Annotated in this window: 19 protein-coding genes; 12 read left to right on the forward strand and 7 right to left on the reverse strand. The window is 59.9% G+C overall.

What is annotated here, in order from left to right; all coding sequences use genetic code 11:
• Positions 1-41: 41 nt before the first annotated feature.
• The 3 genes from GTP46_RS04255 to fdxA form a co-directional block, all read right to left on the reverse strand.
• Positions 42-1,277, reverse strand: a complete 1,236-nt coding sequence (locus tag GTP46_RS04255) for a polyhydroxyalkanoate depolymerase (RefSeq protein ID WP_161005369.1) — start codon at positions 1,275-1,277, stop codon at positions 42-44.
• Between the two features lie 232 nt (positions 1,278-1,509).
• Positions 1,510-2,577, reverse strand: coding sequence for an NAD(P)/FAD-dependent oxidoreductase (locus tag GTP46_RS04260; protein WP_161005370.1), 1,068 nt, complete (start codon positions 2,575-2,577; stop codon positions 1,510-1,512).
• A gap of 33 nt (positions 2,578-2,610) precedes the next feature.
• Complete coding sequence (gene fdxA, locus GTP46_RS04265) at positions 2,611-2,934, reverse strand: ferredoxin FdxA (RefSeq protein WP_161005371.1); 324 nt, start codon at positions 2,932-2,934, stop codon at positions 2,611-2,613.
• Between the two features lie 220 nt (positions 2,935-3,154).
• Here fdxA and GTP46_RS04270 point away from each other — a divergent pair, with 220 nt between their 5' ends.
• Together GTP46_RS04270 and GTP46_RS29625 are read left to right on the forward strand one after the other, a co-directional pair.
• Positions 3,155-3,433, forward strand: coding sequence for a polyhydroxyalkanoic acid system family protein (locus GTP46_RS04270; protein WP_161005372.1), 279 nt, complete (start codon positions 3,155-3,157; stop codon positions 3,431-3,433).
• A 116-nt stretch (positions 3,434-3,549) separates the two neighbouring features.
• The gene (locus tag GTP46_RS29625) at positions 3,550-4,311 is read left to right on the forward strand and encodes a PEPxxWA-CTERM sorting domain-containing protein (RefSeq protein WP_229258791.1); all 762 of its coding nucleotides are present in this window, start codon (positions 3,550-3,552) and stop codon (positions 4,309-4,311) included.
• 42 nt (positions 4,312-4,353) lie between these two features.
• On the opposite strand, the gene GTP46_RS04280 is transcribed toward GTP46_RS29625, so the two are convergent.
• Positions 4,354-4,605: an acyl-CoA-binding protein gene (locus GTP46_RS04280; protein WP_161005373.1), complete on the reverse strand. Its 252-nt coding sequence runs from the start codon at positions 4,603-4,605 to the stop codon at positions 4,354-4,356.
• 168 nt (positions 4,606-4,773) lie between these two features.
• Positions 4,774-5,091: an HU family DNA-binding protein gene (locus GTP46_RS04285; RefSeq protein ID WP_371869558.1), complete on the reverse strand. Its 318-nt coding sequence runs from the start codon at positions 5,089-5,091 to the stop codon at positions 4,774-4,776.
• A gap of 174 nt (positions 5,092-5,265) precedes the next feature.
• Here GTP46_RS04285 and GTP46_RS04290 point away from each other — a divergent pair, with 174 nt between their 5' ends.
• Positions 5,266-6,024, forward strand: a complete 759-nt coding sequence (locus GTP46_RS04290) for a hypothetical protein (RefSeq protein WP_161005374.1) — start codon at positions 5,266-5,268, stop codon at positions 6,022-6,024.
• A gap of 6 nt (positions 6,025-6,030) precedes the next feature.
• Here GTP46_RS04290 and GTP46_RS04295 read toward each other — a convergent pair whose 3' ends face one another.
• Entirely contained in the window at positions 6,031-6,387 is a 357-nt protein-coding gene (locus GTP46_RS04295) for an FKBP-type peptidyl-prolyl cis-trans isomerase (RefSeq protein ID WP_161005375.1), read from the reverse strand.
• Positions 6,388-6,478: 91 nt separating this feature from the next.
• On the opposite strand from GTP46_RS04295, the gene GTP46_RS04300 reads away from it, so the two are divergent.
• From GTP46_RS04300 to GTP46_RS04330, 7 genes are all read left to right on the forward strand, one after another.
• A complete protein-coding gene (locus GTP46_RS04300; protein ID WP_161005376.1) occupies positions 6,479-7,450 on the forward strand; it encodes a YVTN family beta-propeller repeat protein in 972 nt (323 codons plus the stop codon).
• Complete coding sequence (locus GTP46_RS04305; RefSeq protein ID WP_161005377.1) at positions 7,450-8,415, forward strand: polysaccharide deacetylase family protein; 966 nt, start codon at positions 7,450-7,452, stop codon at positions 8,413-8,415. Before GTP46_RS04300 ends, GTP46_RS04305 begins: the two co-directional genes overlap by 1 nt.
• The gene (locus tag GTP46_RS04310; RefSeq protein WP_161005378.1) at positions 8,412-9,392 is read left to right on the forward strand and encodes a sterol desaturase family protein; all 981 of its coding nucleotides are present in this window, start codon (positions 8,412-8,414) and stop codon (positions 9,390-9,392) included. The genes GTP46_RS04305 and GTP46_RS04310 overlap by 4 nt, the downstream gene beginning before the upstream one ends.
• Complete coding sequence (locus GTP46_RS04315; protein WP_161005379.1) at positions 9,392-10,204, forward strand: EI24 domain-containing protein; 813 nt, start codon at positions 9,392-9,394, stop codon at positions 10,202-10,204. Before GTP46_RS04310 ends, GTP46_RS04315 begins: the two co-directional genes overlap by 1 nt.
• A gap of 2 nt (positions 10,205-10,206) precedes the next feature.
• Positions 10,207-10,992 (forward strand): competence/damage-inducible protein A, encoded by a 786-nt coding sequence (locus tag GTP46_RS04320; protein WP_161005380.1) that lies wholly within the window; start codon positions 10,207-10,209, stop codon positions 10,990-10,992.
• Positions 10,993-11,346: 354 nt separating this feature from the next.
• Positions 11,347-14,475, forward strand: coding sequence for a transglycosylase domain-containing protein (locus GTP46_RS04325; RefSeq protein ID WP_161005452.1), 3,129 nt, complete (start codon positions 11,347-11,349; stop codon positions 14,473-14,475).
• A 137-nt stretch (positions 14,476-14,612) separates the two neighbouring features.
• Positions 14,613-15,953 carry a TAXI family TRAP transporter solute-binding subunit gene (locus tag GTP46_RS04330; RefSeq protein ID WP_161005453.1) on the forward strand — a complete coding sequence of 447 codons (1,341 nt, stop codon included), beginning with the start codon at positions 14,613-14,615 and terminating at the stop codon, positions 15,951-15,953.
• A 5-nt stretch (positions 15,954-15,958) separates the two neighbouring features.
• On the opposite strand, the gene GTP46_RS04335 is transcribed toward GTP46_RS04330, so the two are convergent.
• Positions 15,959-16,417 (reverse strand): rhodanese-like domain-containing protein, encoded by a 459-nt coding sequence (locus GTP46_RS04335; protein ID WP_161005381.1) that lies wholly within the window; start codon positions 16,415-16,417, stop codon positions 15,959-15,961.
• Between the two features lie 238 nt (positions 16,418-16,655).
• Here GTP46_RS04335 and glnA point away from each other — a divergent pair, with 238 nt between their 5' ends.
• A complete protein-coding gene (gene glnA / locus GTP46_RS04340; RefSeq protein ID WP_161005382.1) occupies positions 16,656-18,071 on the forward strand; it encodes a type I glutamate--ammonia ligase in 1,416 nt (471 codons plus the stop codon).
• A 111-nt stretch (positions 18,072-18,182) separates the two neighbouring features.
• A complete protein-coding gene (locus tag GTP46_RS04345; protein ID WP_161005383.1) occupies positions 18,183-18,665 on the forward strand; it encodes a DUF4124 domain-containing protein in 483 nt (160 codons plus the stop codon).
• Positions 18,666-18,671: the final 6 nt, after the last annotated feature.

The raw sequence follows: 18,671 nt of genomic DNA on the forward strand, positions 1-18,671 counted from the left end.
CCGGCGGGCAAGCGCGGGGCGTTTGTTGGCGCGGCAGCAGATTAGCCGTGCTTCTTGATGAAGTCGGTAATCTTCGGGCACACCATCTCACGCCAGCGGCGGCCCGAGAAGATGCCGTAGTGGCCGGCGCCCGGCGCGACGAAGTCTTGCTGCATATCGGCTGGAATGCCGCTGCACAGGTCGTGCGCAGCCTGGGTCTGGCCGGCGCCGGAAATGTCATCCAGCTCGCCTTCGACGGTGAACAGGGCCACGGTCTTGATGTCTTGCGGACGCACCAGCTTGCCGCCCACCAGCCATTCGCCTTTCGGCAGCGCGAAGTCCTGGAACACGGTTTTGATGGTGTCGAGGTAGTACTCGGCCGGCATGTCCAGCACGGCGTTGTATTCATCGTAGAACTTGCGATGCGATTCTGCGGTTTCCTCGTCGCCTTCGACCAGGTGGTTGTAGAAGTCGCGGTGGCTTTCGGCGTGGCGGCCCGGGTTCATGGCGATGAAGCCGGCGTGCTGCAGGAAGCCTGGATAGACCTTGCGGCCAAAGCCCGGATAGTTCGGCGGCACCGAGTAGATCACGGTGTTTTCAAACCACGAGAACTTCTTTTCGGTGGCCAGGTTGTTGACTTGCGTCGGCGATTTGCGCGGGTCGATCGGGCCGCCCATCATGGTCATGGTTTTTGGCAGTTTCGGATCGTTGTCCGAGGCCATCAGCGAAATCGCGGCCAGCACCGGCACGGTCGGCTGGCAGACGGAAATTACGTGCACTTCCGGACCCAGTTCACGGATGAAGTCCTGCACGTAGAAGATGTAATCGTCCAGGTGGAACGGACCTTCCGATAGCGGTACCATGCGTGCGTCGGTCCAATCGGTGATGAAGACGTCATGCTCGACCAGCAGGCCGCGCACGGTGTCGCGCAGCAGGGTCGAGTGGTGGCCGGACAGCGGCGCCACCAGCAGCACGGTCGGCTGTTTCAAGGCCTTGAACTTTTTATCGTCCAGGTCTTTTTTAAAGTGAATCAGACGGCAGAACGGTTTGTTCACTGCCACGTGTTCGATGATGCCTACCGTCTCACCCTTGATCTCGGTGCTGTCGATTTCGAACGCCGGTTTTTCGTAGTCCTTGCCCAGTCGGTACATCAGCTCGTAACCGGCAGCGATGCGCTGCGAGAACGGCGTGTGCGCGAATGGCGACACCGGGTTGGTGAACAGCTTGGAGGAAGCGTCCGCCCACTGCATCAGTGGCGTGAGAAGCGAGCGCTGCATTTCATGGAGTTGGTAGAGCATAGGACGGTCCCGAGTGGTGAGCTTGATGCGGTGCACCAATGATTGACATCATAAGCCAAATAGTCGGCGCTGTGTTTGTGACGTTAAAGCATTTCCTTGTGCTTGACCGCAAGAGAATCGCACGACTACGTGGAATCCACAGGCAACCTTGTAAGAAAGATTAATACTGTTTAGGGAATAAAAAAAGCAGCCAAAAGGCTGCTTTTTTGTAGGACACCTGCTTGCAGTGTTATTAATCGAACACTGGCGTTTCCACGCCCAGCACTTTGTGCAGTTTCGGCGAGGTGGTGGTGTACTGCATGTGGATCTTCTTGTCCGGGAAGATGTACGGCGCGGCACCGAAAGCGGCCAGCGCGGCTTCGTGGAAGCCCGACAGGATCAGCTTTTTCTTGCCTGGGTAGGTGTTGATGTCACCCACGGCGAAGATGCCTGGCACGTTGGTTTCGAACTTCTCGGTGTTTTGCACTTTCAGCTGGCGGCGCTCGATATCCAGGCCCCATTCAGCGATCGGCCCCAGTTTTGGCGACAGGCCGTAGAACACCAGCAGCATGTCCAGCGGCACGCGGCGGGTCACGCCGTCAGCTGCGGTCACCTTCAGGTGTTCCAGCTTGCCGTCTGCCGAAGTTTCGAAGCCGGTGGCGGTGCCGATCAGCAGCTGCATTTCGTAGTCGTCGCACAGGGCCTTCATCTTGGCCACCGATGCTGGCGCAGCGCGGAAGTCGTCGCGACGGTGCAGCAGCACCACCGATTCAGCCTTGCCAACGAAGTTCAGTGCCCAGTCCAGCGCGGAGTCGCCGCCGCCGCAGATAACCAGGTTCTTGCCTTCGAACTGGGCAGGATCCTTGACCTTGTAGTGCAGCTGCGTGCCTTCGAATACTTCGATGCCGTCCACTTTCAGGGTACGGGCCTGGAACGAGCCCACGCCGGCAGCGATGAAGATGGTCTTGGTCAGGAACTTGGTGCCCTGCGTGGTTTCCACGTCGAAGCGGCCGTCGTCGCGGCGCTCAACCTTGGTCACTTCCTGGCCCAGGTGGAAGGTCGGCTCGAATGGCTCGATCTGTTTGAGCAGGTTGTCGGTCAGTTCCTGGCCGGTGCACGATGGCACGGCTGGAATGTCGTAGATCGGTTTGTCAGGATACAGTTCCACGCACTGCCCACCCACGGCGTTCAGCGAATCGATCACGTGGGCTTTAATTTCCAGCAGGCCCAGTTCGAAGACCTGGAACAGGCCGACCGGGCCGGCGCCGATGATGACGGCATCAGCTTCGATGACGCCAGTAGGTGTAACGATACTATTCATACGTGGTTTTCCTGTGATTTCAATGATGGCGGCTTAGCGCGCCAGCAGTTGCAGTTTTTCTTTGACGTCCTTGAACTGGTCAGCGTCAGCCAGTGGCGCGACAGTCTTGGTGATCGAAGGCCATTTGCGTGCAAGATCAACGTTGAGCTTGATGAATTGCTGTTGATCGCCTGGGACGTCCTCTTCTGCGTAGATCGCGTTGACAGGGCATTCCGCCACGCACACGGCGCAGTCGATGCATTCATCAGGATCAATGGCGAGGAAGTTTGGGCCTTGGCGGAAACAATCTACCGGGCAAACATCGACGCAGTCCGTGTAACGGCAGGCGATGCAAGATTCGGTGACAACGTGGGTCATAACAGTCCTATCAATGTTGGTGTGCAGCGGCGTCGGTGGCGGGGCAGTGCCTGGCTAACCTCGGCAAAGCACTGTATTTTAAGGTAATTCGCTATTTCTCACAATTCGCGCTTATATACAATACATATAAGCAAATTCAGCCGACCCCCGCACAGACTGGCGCGGCCAGCGCGCAACTGGCATCATGTCGCCTTTGTTTATTTACAGCAGGGGGATCCGCATGGCGGACATCAACATCGTCCAGGAGCACCACCTGGCGCCGGAGCAGGCCCGCGCGGCCGCCCAACAAGTGGCCGACAAGCTGGCCGAACAGTTCGAACTGACCTGCCGCTGGGACGGCGACGTGCTGCGTTTCGAGCGTAGCGGCGTGAATGGCGCGCTGACGTTGCTGCCTAACCAGGCGCAGCTGCAAATCGCGCTGGGTTTCCCGATCAGCATGATGGCCGACATGGTTAAGGCCAAGGTGGCCGAGAAAATGCAGAAGGTTTTTGTTTATTAAAAGTAATTATTATTGTTATTAGAAAAATTCAATTGCGCGAAGGAATGGTGCGTGTGATAATCGTTTCCATTGATGTAATTTGACTAATCACATTTTGACTACTTGAAGGAATTCACATGCGCTTCATGCCTGCCCTCGCCGCTGTTGTCGTCGCCGCCATTGCCGTACCGGCCTCCGCTGCCGTGATCGACCTGACTGCGTTGAACCGCGCGGGCAGCGCTGCCCTGGTCGGCGGTCAGCTGCAGCTGACCAATAACACCAGCCAGTCGGGCGCAGGTTGGGTGGCGCAGTCAATTTCGACCAGCCAGTCGTTCAGCACCACCTTCTCGTTCTCGCTGCTGGGTAACGACAGCGGCAAGATGGCCGACGGTATTGCGCTGGCGTTCCAGAACGTCGGCAACAACGTTATCGGCAACGGCGGCGGCGATGTGGGCTACTGGAATATCGGCGGCTCGGGTTCGAGCGCCGTGGGGTCGGTGATCCGCAGCTGGCACAACAACGACTACGGCCTGAGCACCAACGGTGTAGTGCAGGGTCTGAAGGCGGCCGACTTCAACCTCGGCGCGTCCAACAACGTGACTGGCAGCGAGACCGTCAGCTACGACGCCACCACCCACACCCTGACCTTGACCGGCACCTTCCTCGACAACAGCACCGGCCATTCGTACAGCGTCAGCGACAGCAAGTCGGTGAATCTGGCTGCGCATTTCGGCAGCTCGATGTACGTCGGCTTCACCGGCGGCACTGGCGGTACCGATGCCGACCAGCGCATCACGTCGTTCAGCCTGACCTCGGCTGTGCCTGAGCCGGAAACCTATGCCATGATGTTGGCCGGTCTCGGCCTGGTTGGCTTCGCAGCCCGCCGTCGCAAGGCTTAATCAGCCGCACTAAGAGAAAAGGCCCGTAAGGGCCTTTTTTTGTTATTTCAAATCTTCGATCAGGTCGATGTACAGCTGTTTCGCTTCGTCCTGGGTTTTGCCTTTCAGCTCAGCCCACGCATCGAACTTGGCGCGGCCGACGAAATCGGTCATGCCTGGACGGTCGCCGGTCGCATCGCCGGTCGACGCCTGTTTGAACAGGGCGTAGATCTTCAGCAGCGTCAGGTTGTCCGGACGTTCCGGCAGGTTCTTCGAGTCCGCCTGGGCTTGATCAAATTGTTCTTGCAAACTCATACCGCGCTCCTTGATTGGTGATTGGTGATTGATGGATGACCGCGCCATCATAAACCGTAGCCGCTAGAGGACGGGCTCCAAAACAGAACGGCGGCATATGCCGGGTTGTCACCCGCATATGCCGCCGTTGCCGAAGCCCTTACGGGCGCTGCTAAAACTCCGGAAGAATTACTTCTTCTTGGTCGGGTTGACCGCCGATTTCAGGGTGGCGCCAGCCGAGAATTTCGGGGTTTTCGACGCCGCGATTTTGATCGCTTCGCCGGTTGCAGGATTGCGGCCTTTGCGTGCAGCGCGTTTAGCGACGGAGAAGGTGCCGAAGCCGGTGATGCCAACCGTGTCGCCTTTTTTCAGACGCTCAGTGATGATGGCGATCAGCGTGTTCACTGCGCCGTTGGCGGCAGCAGCGGACAACTCGGTGCGTTTCGCAAATTCTGCAATCAGTTCGCCTTTTTTCATTACTACCTCCTTGGTTATTAGAGCGCGCAGATTAGCATAAATATTGTCAGATGTAATGGTTTCTCGCTGAAGCGCGCCTTATATTTACTGTCTCGCTGCGGTGCAGCGCAAATAAACCCTTGTATTTAAAGGGCTTACGCGTTTTCATCAAACACGCATCCGGCATAAAAAAGGTTTATGATGGAATGCGTAAAGGACGGGACCATGAGCTTTTCAGACGAAACACTGATGGCATATGCCGATGGCGAACTGGACGAGGCGACCCGCCTTGAGGTGGAAGCGGCCATGCGTCTGGACGGCCGGCTGGTCCGCCGCGTTGCGCGTTTGCGCGCCGCGCGCGATGAAGAATTTTATGCCAGTGGCCGCGCTGGCCACGGCGCCAACGTGGTGCAGCTGGCAGCCGTGCGGGCTCAGCGTCTCGCTACTCAGCAGGCCGCGCGCAAGGCTGCGCGCCGGCATTGGGGGTGGCTGGAATGGAGTGCGCTGGCGCTGGTGATGGTGCTGGGTCTCGCAGCCGGCAAGTTCGGCCTGGCGCGCTGGCAGCCCAACTGGCTCGGAGAACCGGCGTCCGTGCCGACGGAAGTGGCAAGCCGCAACGGCTTGCTGGTGGCGCAGGGCAGGCTGGCGCTGGCGCTCAGTCAGCAATTGGGCGGCGCCGCGCCGTCCGATGGCGATGTGCGCGTCGGCCTGAGCTTCTTATCCAACGAGGGTAGTTACTGCCGCAGCTTTACGTTGGTGGGGATGACGCAGGATTTGGTCGGCATCGCTTGCCGCGCCAATGAGGAGTGGCGGATTCCGGTGATGGTGCAAAACGCGCGGCCGGTGCCAACGATGGGCAGTTACCGCATGGCGGGGACCGAGATGCCGACGGCGCTGCTGGAAGCGATCGACCAGCGCATCGTCGGCGGCATGCTCGACCCGCGGGCCGAGATGGAAGCTTTACGCCGCAACTGGCAGCGTTAAAGTAATTTAAACGCCCAGCAGTTCAACGTCAAAGATCAGCGTTGCGTTTGGTGGGATCACGCCGCCAGCGCCGCGCGAGCCGTAGCCCAGATCCGACGGGATGATCAGCTGGCGAGCGCCGCCGATCTTCATGCCTTGCACGCCTTCATCCCAACCGCGAATGACCATGCCGGCGCCCAGTGCGAATTCGAATGGATCGTTGCGGTCTTTGCTCGAATCGAATTTAGGACCTTTGCTGCCGTCGTCGTTTTGCAGCCAGCCGGTGTAGTGCACGGTAACGTTCTGGCCGGCTTTGGCTTCAGCGCCTTCGCCCACGGTCAGTTCGATGTATTGCAGGCCCGATGGGGTAGTAATAGTGGACATGATCTTCCTTTCATTAGAAACAGGCCAGAATTGTAGCAGGGGCAAGGGTTTGCACGTAAAATAAGGTTTTGCCTCTATAGCGATTCACTTCATGCTCCGTAGTTTCCGCCGTATCGTCCTTTCCTGCGCAGTGCTGACTAATTTGGCTGTAGGCGCTGCGCAAGCCAATGTCGTGGTTGTCCTGAATTCGCGTGACGCCACCGTGCAGCTGCTGGACCAGGCAAGCTACAAAGATTTGTCCACCATCCCGGTCGGCAAAGAGCCGCACCACCTGATGGCAACGCCGGATAATAAATCGCTGATCGTCGCCAGTTCGGTCGGCAATGAGCTGATTTTCCTCGATCCGAAATCGGGCCAGGTACAGCGCACCATCAAGGACATCCTCGACCCGTACCAGATCGGCTTTTCGCCGGACCAGAAGTGGTTCGTGTCGAACTCGCTGCGCCTGGACCGCGTCGACCTCTACAAATACGACGGCGTCAATATGACGCTGGCCAAGCGCATTCCGCTGCCCAAGCTGCCGAGCCACATGGCCTTCAACGCGGCCAGCAATATGGTGTTCATTACCCAGCAAGGCAGCGACCAGGTCAGCGCCATCGACCTGACCACGCAGACGGTCAAGTGGACGCTGCCGGTCGGCAGCCTGCCAGCCGGCATCGCCATGACGCCGGACGACAAATACCTGTTGGTCGGCATCATGGGCAAAGATTATGTTGAGGTGATTGACTGGAAAGCACAGAAGACCGTCAAGCGCATCAAGACCGGGCAGGGCGCGCACAACTTCCGCTCGGCTGGCGATGGCCGCTACACCTATGTGTCGAACCGGGTGTCCAATTCGATTAATATCATTGACCAGACCACCTTGGAAAATGTCGGCCATATCAATGTGCCTGGCGGCCCGGACTGCATGGAAGTGACGGCTGACGGCAAGACCATGTGGGTCACGCTGCGCTGGATTAAAAAGGTGGCGGTGATTGACCTGCCGACCCGCAAGGTGATCAAGGTGATTCCGGTGGGCCGCTCGCCGCATGGTGTGTTCTTCTTTAACTCTGCCCAACGCTGATGAAAACTGCCGCCGCCCTGACCTTGTTAGCGCTGGCGGTGACGCCGGCTGTGCGGGCTGTTGAGCCTGCGCCCGCCAAGGCCGTCAACGATGAAGCGCGCGACGTCAACGCCGCCGCCCGCGCCGCCAATGCACAGGCGCGCGAACGCAACGGTCCGGCCCAGCGTGCTGCCGAAGCCCGCGCGGCTGGGGGTGCCGCCGCAGCCGGCGCCAATGCAGCCAATGCCGCCAATGCCGCCGCGCCCGCCAAGAGCGCCTTCTGCAAAGGCACAATCTACCTGACCTTCGACACCGGCAGCCAGTCGCAAGCCGAGTTGATTGCCGACACGCTGAACCGCCACAAAATCAAAGCCACCTTCTTCCTGGCCAACGAGAAAACCGTGCGCGGCGACTACTCGCTCGATCCTTCGTGGTCGGCCTACTGGAAAGCGCGCGTCGCGGAAGGTCACGCCATCGGCTCGCACACTTTCGACCACGTGGTCTACGCCAAGGACGGCGCTGACGGCAAGATCGTAGTCAAGCCAGGCTTTGGCGACAGCGCCGGCCAGCAAACCAGCTTGAGCGGCAAGCAGTACTGCGAACAAATCCAGCGCGTTGACCAGCGCTTTGTCGAACTGACCGGCAAGCACCTAGACCCAATCTGGCGCGCACCGGCCGGCCGCACCTCGCCGCGCCTGCTGGAAATGGGCCAGTCCTGCGGCTACGCCCACGTCGGCTGGACACCAGCCGGTTTCTCGGGCGACGAACTGTCCAGCTCTGCCTATCCGAACGACGTGCTGCTGAAAAAATCCCTGCGCGACCTCAAAGGCGGCGACATCATCCTGATCCACATGGGCATCTGGTCGCGCAAAGATCCGTGGGCGCCGGCGAACCTGGAGCCGCTGATCAGCGGGCTGGAAAAGAAAGACCTGTGCTTTGCCACCTTGCGCGAGCACCCTGACTACCTGTCCAAATTTAAACGATGATGCAACTGCTCTCAGACTGGCTGGGCCTGGCCCAAGGCTGGTTGTTTGAAACCGCCATCCAGCCGCTGGTGTTCAAGCTCGGCTTCGGCGAATTTATTGAAGACGCTTTCGAAGGCACGGAATGGCTGCTGATCGGCGTGCTGGAGCTGGTGCTGCTGTTCCTGGTGCTGCGTCCGCTGGAAGCCGTGATCCCGGCGCAGAAGATTACCGACCCGCGCGCGCGCTGGAATGACTTCCTGTACACCGTGCTGCACCGTATCGGCATCTTCTCGGTGCTGATTTTCCTGACGCTGGATCCGCTGCTGGATGCTGTGACGGCGGCGCTGCGCTTCGACGGCTTCCGCCCGTTCAACCTCGAAGCGCTGTGGCCGGGCATTAGTCCTTTGGGCGCCTTCTTCGTGTATTTCATGGTGCTGGATTTCTTCGATTACTGGTATCACCGCGCCTCGCACAAATTCAACTGGTGGTGGGCGCTGCACGGCCTGCACCATAGCCAGCAAAACATGAACCTGTGGAGCGACAACCGCAACCACCTGCTGGACGACTTGCTGCGCGACGTCTACATGGGGGTGATCGCGATCGGCATCGGCGTCGAGCCGGCGCAGTATGTGCTGCTGGTGTCGGTGTCGCGCATCCTGCAAAGCCTGCAGCATGCGAACGTGCGTTTGCATTTCGGCTGGCTGGGCGAGCGCCTGCTGGTGTCGCCGCGCTATCATCGCATGCACCACGCCATCGGCGTTGGTCATGAAAATATGGATGGCAAACTGGGCGGCTGCAATTTCGCCGTGCTGCTGCCGGTGTGGGACATTATTTTCCGCACCGCGAACTTTACGCCGGAGTTTGTCGCCACCGGCATCCGCGACCAGCTGCCGGATGCAAACGGCAAGCCGGGCCGCGAGTACGGACGCGGCTTCTGGTCGCAGCACTGGCTGGGCCTGAAGCGCATGATTGAATACGCACGCAAGGAGGTGGTCTGATGGTTGGTGTGATCCGCGCGTGGAGCCGCGCTTTCCTGTCGCAGTGGCACGGCAAGATGCTGTTGCTGAGCATAGCGCCGTTCCTGCTGGCGCTGGGCGTCTGGGCGGTGCTGCTGTACCTTTACCTGCAACCGCTGGTGGACCAGCTGCATGCGTTGTTCACCGAACATAATCTGTTCGCCACCAGCACCAGCTGGCTGCGCAGCCTCGGTCTCGGCGCGCTGACGGCAGTGGTGCCGCCGCTGATTGCCATGCTGGCCTTGTTGCCGCTGATGATTTTGACCGCGCTGATCTTCATCGGTGTGGTGGCGATGCCGGTGATCGGCCGCCACGTCGGCCTGCGCCACTATCCGCAGCTGATGCAGCGCAAGGGCGGCTCCATCCTCGGCAGCATCGGCGTGGCGCTGGGCGGCATGCTGGTCTTCATGGGCCTGTGGATTATCACGCTGCCGCTGTACTTCTTCCCGCCGCTGGCGGTGATAGTGCAGGCGCTACTGTGGGGCTGGCTTACCTGCCGCGTGATGGTGTACGACGCGCTGGCCGATTACGCTGATGCCGACGAGCGCCGCCAGATCCAGCGCGAACACCGCTGGCCGCTGCTGATTATCGGCGTGATCTCGGGCGCGGCTGGTGCGTTGCCGGGCGCGATCTGGCTGGGAGGCGTCATGGCGGTGGTGATGTTCCCCTTCCTGGCAGCCATCTCAATCTGGTTGTACGTTCTGATTTTTATTTTTACCGGCCTGTGGTTCGCGTACTATTGCATGGATGCGCTAGCGCAGTTGCGCGCGCAGGCAGTCATTATCGAGGAGTAGACATGGCAATCGGTCTCATCATTATTGGCGACGAAATCCTGTCCGGACGGCGCGTCGACCAGCACTTCCCCAAAGTCGTACAAATGCTGACGGCACGCGGCTTGCAGCTGACCTGGGCCGAGGTGCTGCCCGATGATCCGGTGCGCATCACCGCCACCCTGAAACGCACTTTCGCCAGCAGCGACATCGTGTTCTGCTGCGGCGGCATCGGCGCCACGCCAGACGACCACACGCGCCAGGCCGCTGCCGACGCGCTGGGCAAGCCGCTGCTGCTGCACGAGCAGGGCAAGATCAACATCCAGCAGCGCATCCAGCAAATGGCGCAGGAAGCCGGGCAGGTGGCTGATCTCAACTCGGCCGAGAACCTGCACCGCCTGAAGATGGCCGAGTTTGCCGAAGGTGCGGCGCTGATCCCCAACCCCTATAACAACATCGCCGGCTTCGCGCTGCACAAGCACTACTTCGTGCCGGGCTTCCCGGTGATGGCGTGGCCAATGCTGGAGTGGGTGCTGGACAACCACTACGCCGACCTGTTCAACCGCGAGCCGCGCATGGAGCAGTCGGTGATGGTTTACGAGGCCGCCGAATCGGCGCTGACGCCGCTGATGGTAGCGCTAGAAAAACAGTATCCGCGCGTGAAAGTTTTTAGCCTGCCGAGCGTCGGCGACGCCAACACGCGGCGCCATATTGAACTGGGCGTCAAAGGTGAACCGGTGCAGACGGCGACTGCCTTTATTCAATTGTGCGACGAGCTGCGCAAGCTCAATGTAGAGTTCAGCAACATTTAGTGCGCGCTGTTATCACCAGGGTTCAACGGCGTTCCACCGAAGGGTAGAACGCCGTTGTTTTTTTGCGAAAAAAGAACTGCACGAACAATTTATTCTGCGTCTGCTCCGGTCAGCAGCGCCGTGATGTGGTGCAATGGAAGCGTGTAAGCGCAGTTGGTAAGTTCTACTGAAACATCGACCGGTTTGAATCATATGTTAAGCAATCGTCGTTTCCGCCGGCCCCGTCTCGTTGTACGCGCAGTGCGCAAATTGCGTGCAGGCGCTGCAGCATTTGGTTATCGCCGCAAACGCCACCTGCAGGTGGTGCCGTCTCCTACTCCCGAACAAACTGAAGCCCATCTGGCGCAGGCGCAAATGGATCCGCCGCTGCCACCGGATGCGGGCGCGCCGAAGAAGAGCAAGCGCTCGCGCAATGCCTTCCTGCTGGTGCTGCTGATCGGTGTGTCGTTCGCTGTCTACTGGGGTTATCGTGAAACGCTGACCTCGTCCATGCAGGCGCGCGTGTTCAGCGACCTGGCCAGCAAGATGACCTACAAAATGGAGCCAGGGGCGAGCAAATCGATCCGCTTCCCGCACGACAGTCCTTACGATGAGCGGCTCGGTTATGCGGGCTTGCCGGACTACCTCAGCAAGCTGAGCGCGCGCGACTACCAGGTGGCAGCGCAGGCGCGCATCTCGCCCAAAATGGCCGAGCTGGCCGACATGGGCGTGTTTGCCACCTACCGCGAAAAGACCAAGACCGGCCTGACGATCGTCGATTGCCGCGCGCAGGAATTGTTTGCCGCCAGCTATCCGGAACGGGTCTACACCAAGTTCGAGCAAGCGCCGATAGCGCTGGTGAACAGCCTGCTGTTCATCGAGAATCGCGAGCTGCTGGATAACACCTATCCGAAGCGCAATCCGGCGGTGGAGTGGGACCGTCTCGGCAAGGCTGTGATCGAGAAAAGCGTGAGCGCTGTAGCAGGCGGTCACCGCGCGGCCGGCGGCAGTACGCTGGCGACGCAGATCGAAAAATATCGCCACTCGCCCGAAGGCCGCACTGGTTCGATGAAGGACAAGCTGCAGCAGATGGTCTCGGCCAGTTTGCGCTCCTATCAGGATGGACCGGACACCACCAAGGCGCGCCGCCGCATCGTGCTGGAATACCTGAACACGGTGCCGCTGTCGGCCAAGCCCGGCTACGGTGAAGTGAATGGTCTCGGCGACGGCATGTGGGTGTGGTATGGCCGTTCGTTTGACGACGTCAACGTGCGCCTGAACGGCAAGCTCGATCATCCCGATGCGGAGACCGCGCTGGTGTTCAAGGAAGCGCTGAGCCTGATGATTGCCCAGCGCCGTCCGAGCTACTATCTCGGCGACGGCGCGGCTGATCTGGAAGTGCTGGCCAACAGCCACTTGCGCATCCTCGCCAACGACGGCGCCATCACGCCGGCCATGCGCGACATGGCGTTGCAGCAGAAGCTGCATCCGGCCACCGGCAACGGCTTGCAGTTGGCGCCGCCGCAGACCTTCGTCAGCCGCAAGGCCTCGAACGCGATCCGTAATCACCTGGCCAATCTGCTGGGCGACAACCGCATGTACAACCTCGACCGCCTCGACCTGAGCGTGGTCAGCACGCTCGATGCGCAGGCGCAAACGGCGGTCACGCAAGTGCTGCGCGATTTGCGCGATCCCGAGAAAGCCAAGGCTGCGGGCCTGACCGGCAAAGGCATGCTGGGCAACGGCGACCCGGCCAATGTGGTGTACAGCTTTACCTTGCTGGAGAAGGGCGAGCAGAGCAACCTGCTGCGCCTGCAGACTGATAACTTCGACCAGCCGCTGGACATCAACGAAGGCGCCAAGCTGGACCTGGGTTCGACTGCCAAGCTGCGCACGCTGATCACCTATCTCGACATCGTCGACCAGCTGCACACCAAGTACGGCGGCATGGATGCGGCGGCGCTGGGGCAGGTGCGGGTTGATCCGCAAGACAAGCTGTCGCAATGGGCGATCGAGTACTTCAAGGCGCTGCCGGTCGATCCGGACAAGCGCGCGCTGACGCCGATGCTGAACGCAGCGATGGAGCGCAAGTATTCGGGCAATCCGGGCGAGGGCTTCTTCACCGGCGGCGGTTTGCACCACTTCGGTAACTTTTCGAAGGAGGACAACTTCAAGATCCTGACCGTGACCGAAGCACTGCGCCATTCCACCAACCTGGTGTTCGTGCGCCTGATGCGTGACGTCGCCAAGTACTACATGTTCCAATCGCCGGGCTCGTCGGCTTCGCTGTTGTCAGATGCGGACGATCCGCGCCGCGCCGGCTATCTGGCGCGCTTCGCCGACAAGGAAGGCAAGGAATTCCTGGCGCGCTTCTACGCCAAGTACAAGGGCAAGCCGGAAGGTGAGCTGGATAAGATCCTGCTGGCGAATATCCGCAGCACGCCGGTGCGGCTGGCGGTCATTCATCGCACTGTGTATCCGTCTGCATCGCAGGATGAGTTTGCGGCCTTCCTGAAGGACAACCTGCCGTCGCAGAACGAAGTGCCGGATGAGCGCGTGGCCAAGCTGTATGACCAGTATGCGATCGATAAATGGTCGCTGGCTGATCGCGGCTACCTGGCCAGCGTGCATCCACTGGAACTGTGGATGGCGGCCTACCTGCGCACCCATCCGGGCGCGACGCTGACCGAGATGACGGCGGCCAGCGAGAAGGAGCGGCAGGAGGTTTATCAATGGCTGTTCAAAACCCATCGCAAGCATGCACAGGACAAGCGCATTGCCGGCTTGATCGAGATGGAAGGCTTCATGGAAATCCACAAGCAGTGGAAGAAAATGGGCTATCCGTTTGAATCGCTGGTGCCGTCGTACGCGACGACCTTGGGGGCGTCGGCGGATCGTCCGGCAGCGCTGGCGGAGATGATGGGGATTATCGTCAACGGCGGCATCCGCAAGAGTTCAACGCGGGTGAGCTCGCTGCATTTTGCTAAAGGCACGCCGTATGAAACGCTGGTGACCAAGGCGGCGCCGACCTCCAATGAGCGCGTGCTGTCGGCAGAAGTTGCGCGGGTGGTGGCCGATGCGATCCGCGGCGTGGTGTCGGACGGTACGGCCAAGCGCGTCAAGTCGGCGTTTGTGTCGGCCGATGGTTCGATTATTCCGGTAGGCGGCAAGACTGGTACGGGCGACCAGCGCTTTGATGTGTATGCGGCTGGTGGGCGTTTGATCGAGTCGCGTTATGTGAACCGGTCGGCGACGTTTGTGTTTAACATCGGCGAGCGTTTCTTTGGTTCGATGACGGCGTATGTGCATGGGCCGGAATCGAAGAACTACGACTTCACCAGCGCGCTGCCGGTGCAATTGCTGGTGGTGCTGGCGCCTAACCTGATGCCGTTGATTGAACCCAACGCCGCGCCAAAACCCGGCGCCACGCCTCCCGTAATCGTCAAGACCGGGGGAATAGCGCCCGAAGTTGTAAAGCCACCACTGCAGGCCTGCGGCGGTTAGTTTTCACCCCGCACTTCGCATACCAGGGTCTGACCCCTACGGGTCAGACCCTTTTTGGCTTAGGGTTGTGCTAGCAAGCTTGCGTAATTGCTGATTTCTTGGCAAGGTGTGAGCCCATGAAACCTATGCGCCATCACATGTCCAAGATCCTCAAGTTCACGCAGTTCTCCCTGCGCGACCTGCTTGTCGCCGCAGCCCCTACCGTGCTGCTGATTGTCGGCGTCTGCCTGCTGGCCTACTGGCTGGTGGACCCGGCCCCACCGCGCTCGGTGCGGCTCGGCACTGGCCAGGAAAACTCCGCCTACGAAGAATTCGGCAAGAAGTACGCCGCCGCCCTGGCCAAGCACGGCGTCAAGGTGACGATGGTGCCGTCCGCCGGTTCCAGCGAAAACCTGAAAAACCTCCGCGACGGCAAGGTCGACATCGCCTTCGTCCAGAGCGGCTCCACCAACGAAGAAGCGGCCGAGCGCGAGGGCTTGTCCTCGCTCGGCAGCCTGTTCGTTGAGCCGCTGTGGCTGTTCGTGCGCGAGCAAAAGGGCAAGCCGCCCATCACCAAGCTGACCGACCTGCGCGGCAAGAAAATCAACTACGGCCCGAAAGGCGCCGGCTCGGCGCGCCTGTTCCGCCAGATCCTCGAACTGAATGGCGTCGAGAAGGAAGAGGTCGAGCGCCTGTCGCTGGCCAACACGCCGGCCACGGTGGAATTGCTGGAAGGCCGCATCGATGGTCTGGTGTTCACCTCGGCACCGGAAGCGCCGTTGATCCAGATGCTGCTGCAAACGCCCGGCATCAAACTGATCGACTTCAACCAGGCCGAAGCCTACTCGCGCAAGCTGCCATTCCTGACCCACGTGACGCTGCCACAGGGGATTGTCGATCTCGGCCGTAACCTGCCGGCCGAAGACTACAATCTGATCGCGCCTACCGCCACGCTGGTCGGCCGCGAAGACCTGCATCCCGCACTGGAGGATTTGTTCGTGCAAGCGGCGGCGTCCATTCACAGCGGCGCCGGCTGGTTCCAGCAGCAGGGCCAGTTCCCGTCGGCCAAGTACACCGAGATTCCAGTCGATCCGGAAGCGGCCAAGTTTTACAAGAGCGGCCCGCCATTCCTGCAGCGCTACATGACCTTCTGGCTGGCCAACTTCTTTGACCGCATGTGGGTGCTGGTGGTGGCGCTGGGCGCACTGATCCTGCCGCTGTCAAAGGTGATCCCGCCGCTGTACGTGTGGCGCATCCGCTCGCGCGTGTACCGCTGGTACGGCCAGTTGCGGGCGGTGGAGCAGAAGGTGGAGGAGGCGCCGGAAGCGACGCGCATGCAGGTGTACCAGGAACAGCTCAAGCGTCTCAACGAGATCGAGGAGCTGGTCAACCAGGTCTCGATCCCGCTATCGTTTGCCGACGGCCTGTATGGCTTGCGCAGTCACATCCAGTTCGTGCGCAAGCGGATTATGTTCCTGATGGACGAGGCGGCCGCTTAAGGAACTTAGGCGCCGATCCACGGCAGGTTGGCGTGGCACCAGCCGTTGATGTTCTTGCGGTGGCCGTGGTCGTCCTTGTCGCCCTCGAAGCCTTCGAGGATGTCGAAGCAGTGCTGGTAGCCATGCTCGCTGGCCAGCGTGGCTGCACCACGCGAGCGCACGCCGGAGCGGCACAGGAATAAAATCACCTGGTCCTTTCTGGCTACCGAGTTCAATTGCTCGATAAATTCGTGGTTGGCGACGCCGCCCGGATACACATTCCACTGCACCGCACTATGTTGGGCCTCCGGAATGGCGACCCGGCCCACCCAGTCGCGCTCGGCATTGGTGCGCACATCGACCAGCTTGACTGCGTTTTCCAGACCCAGCAACTCCCAGGCCTCGGCCGGGGTCACTGCACCTTCATAGGCCCAGTCCTTGCGGCGGCTGCGGGCGAGGGCGAGGATCTCATCTATTTTGCTCATAAGGTGTTCCGGTTATAAGTTTAAGTTTATTATATGGCGTTCGTGCGGGCCCGCCACCGTGATGCACCAAAACCATGCGCTTTTCAGAAAAATTCTCACGATGCACTCATAAGGTGCAAAATATGGGAAATGCACCAATAAGGTGCTCGATTGATCCGCAGTAACGACACTTTGGGCTGGCACGGATACTGCTTATTTAGGCCTCACGAGTTCCACATATTCCCTTTAGGAGATACGCATGGCAATTACAGCCGCAGAAGTTCTGAAAATGGTCCAGGAAAACGAAGTTAAATTCGTTGATTTCCGTTTCGCTGATACCCGTGGTAAAGAACAGCACGTGACCGTGCCTGTGTCGGCTTTCGACATCGACAAGTTCGAATCGGGTCACGCATTCGACGGTTCCTCGATCGCCGGCTGGAAAGGTATTGAAGCATCGGACATGATTTTGCTGCCGGATCCTAACACCGCGCGCATCGATCCGTTCATGGAAGAAACCACCCTGTTCATGCAGTGCGACGTGATCGAGCCTGCAGACGGCAAGGGCTACGACCGCGACCCACGCTCCATCGCCAAGCGCGCTGAAGCCTACCTGAAAGCTTCGGGCATCGGCGATACCGCCTACTTCGGCCCAGAACCAGAATTCTTCATCTTCGACAGCGTCCGCTGGAAGATCGACATGTCGGGCTGCTTCGTGAAAGTGGACTCCGATGAAGCATCGTGGTCGACCGACAAAGAAATCGAAGGCGGCAACAGCGGCCACCGTCCAACCGTCAAAGGCGGCTACTTCCCAGTGCCACCAGTGGACAGCTTCCAGGACATGCGTTCGGAAATGTGCCTGATCCTGGAATCGCTGGGCATCCCGGTTGAAGTGCACCACCACGAAGTGGCTGGCGCTGGCCAGAACGAAATCGGCACCAAGTTCTCGACCCTGGTTGAGCGTGCTGACTGGACCCAGAACCTGAAATACGTGGTGTGGAACGTGGCCCACAGCTACGGCAAAACCGCGACCTTCATGCCAAAACCTATCGTTGGCGACAACGGTTCGGGCATGCACGTGCACCAGTCGATCTGGAAAGACGGCAAAAACCTGTTCGCTGGCGACGGCTATGCAGGCCTGTCGGATGACGCGCTGTACTACATCGGCGGCATCATCAAGCACGCTAAAGCACTGAACGCGATCACCAACCCAGGCACCAACTCGTACAAGCGTCTGGTACCAGGCTACGAAGCGCCAGTGAAACTGGCGTACTCGGCGAAAAACCGTTCGGCGTCGATCCGTATTCCACACGTGGCCAATCCAAAAGGCCGCCGTATCGAAACCCGCTTCCCAGATCCACTGGCCAACGTCTACCTGTGCTTCTCGGCGCTGCTGATGGCTGGTCTGGACGGTATCCAGAACAAGATCCACCCAGGCGAAGCAGCATCGAAAGATCTGTACCACCTGCCACCAGAAGAAGATGCACTGATCCCTACCGTCTGCGCATCGCTGGAAGAAGCGCTGGACAACCTGAACAAAGACCGCGAGTTCCTGACCCGTGGTGGTGTGTTCAGCGATTCGATGATCGATGCTTACATCGAACTGAAAATGCAAGACGTACAACGTATGCGCATGACCACTCACCCAGCTGAGTTCGACATGTACTACTCGCTGTAATCACCGCTAGTTTGGTGATGTAGCAAAGAACGCGGGGCGAGCAGTGCTTTCCCCGCGTTTTTCTTTGGATGTTGTATATTCGGGATGGATGCTTCCACCCACGGATTACGAATGACAAATAGCTTCAAATTGAGTGTGCTGTTGGCGCTGCTCGCCTCCGGCGCAGCACATGGGCAGATTTACAAGTGCCAGCCGCCCGGCGGCAGCGTGGAATTCACCGACATTAATCGGGGCAGCTATTGCAAGCTGATGGACCTGCCCGGCGTGACGGTGCCGGCACCGCTGCGCCATGTGGCGCCATCGCCGCGCAATGCGCAGCCGGTCACGGTGCCTGGCGCCTTCCCGCGCGTCGACAGTGCCGAACAGCGCGCGCGCGACGCCGACCGGCGCGGCATCCTTGAAGAGGAGCTGAAGACCGAAATGCAAAAGCTGGCCGACCTGCGCCGCGAGTTCAACAACGGTGAGCCGGAGCGGCGCGGCGACGAGCGCAATTACGCGAAGTACCAGGAACGGGTGGCCTCCATGCGCGATAGCATCAGCCGCTCGGAAAAAAACATCGATGCTTTAAAACGTGAGATCGCGAATATCCGATGACGAGTT

The sequence above is a fragment of the Duganella flavida genome, assembly GCF_009857445.1.
Lineage (GTDB): Bacteria > Pseudomonadota > Gammaproteobacteria > Burkholderiales > Burkholderiaceae_D > Rugamonas > Rugamonas flavida.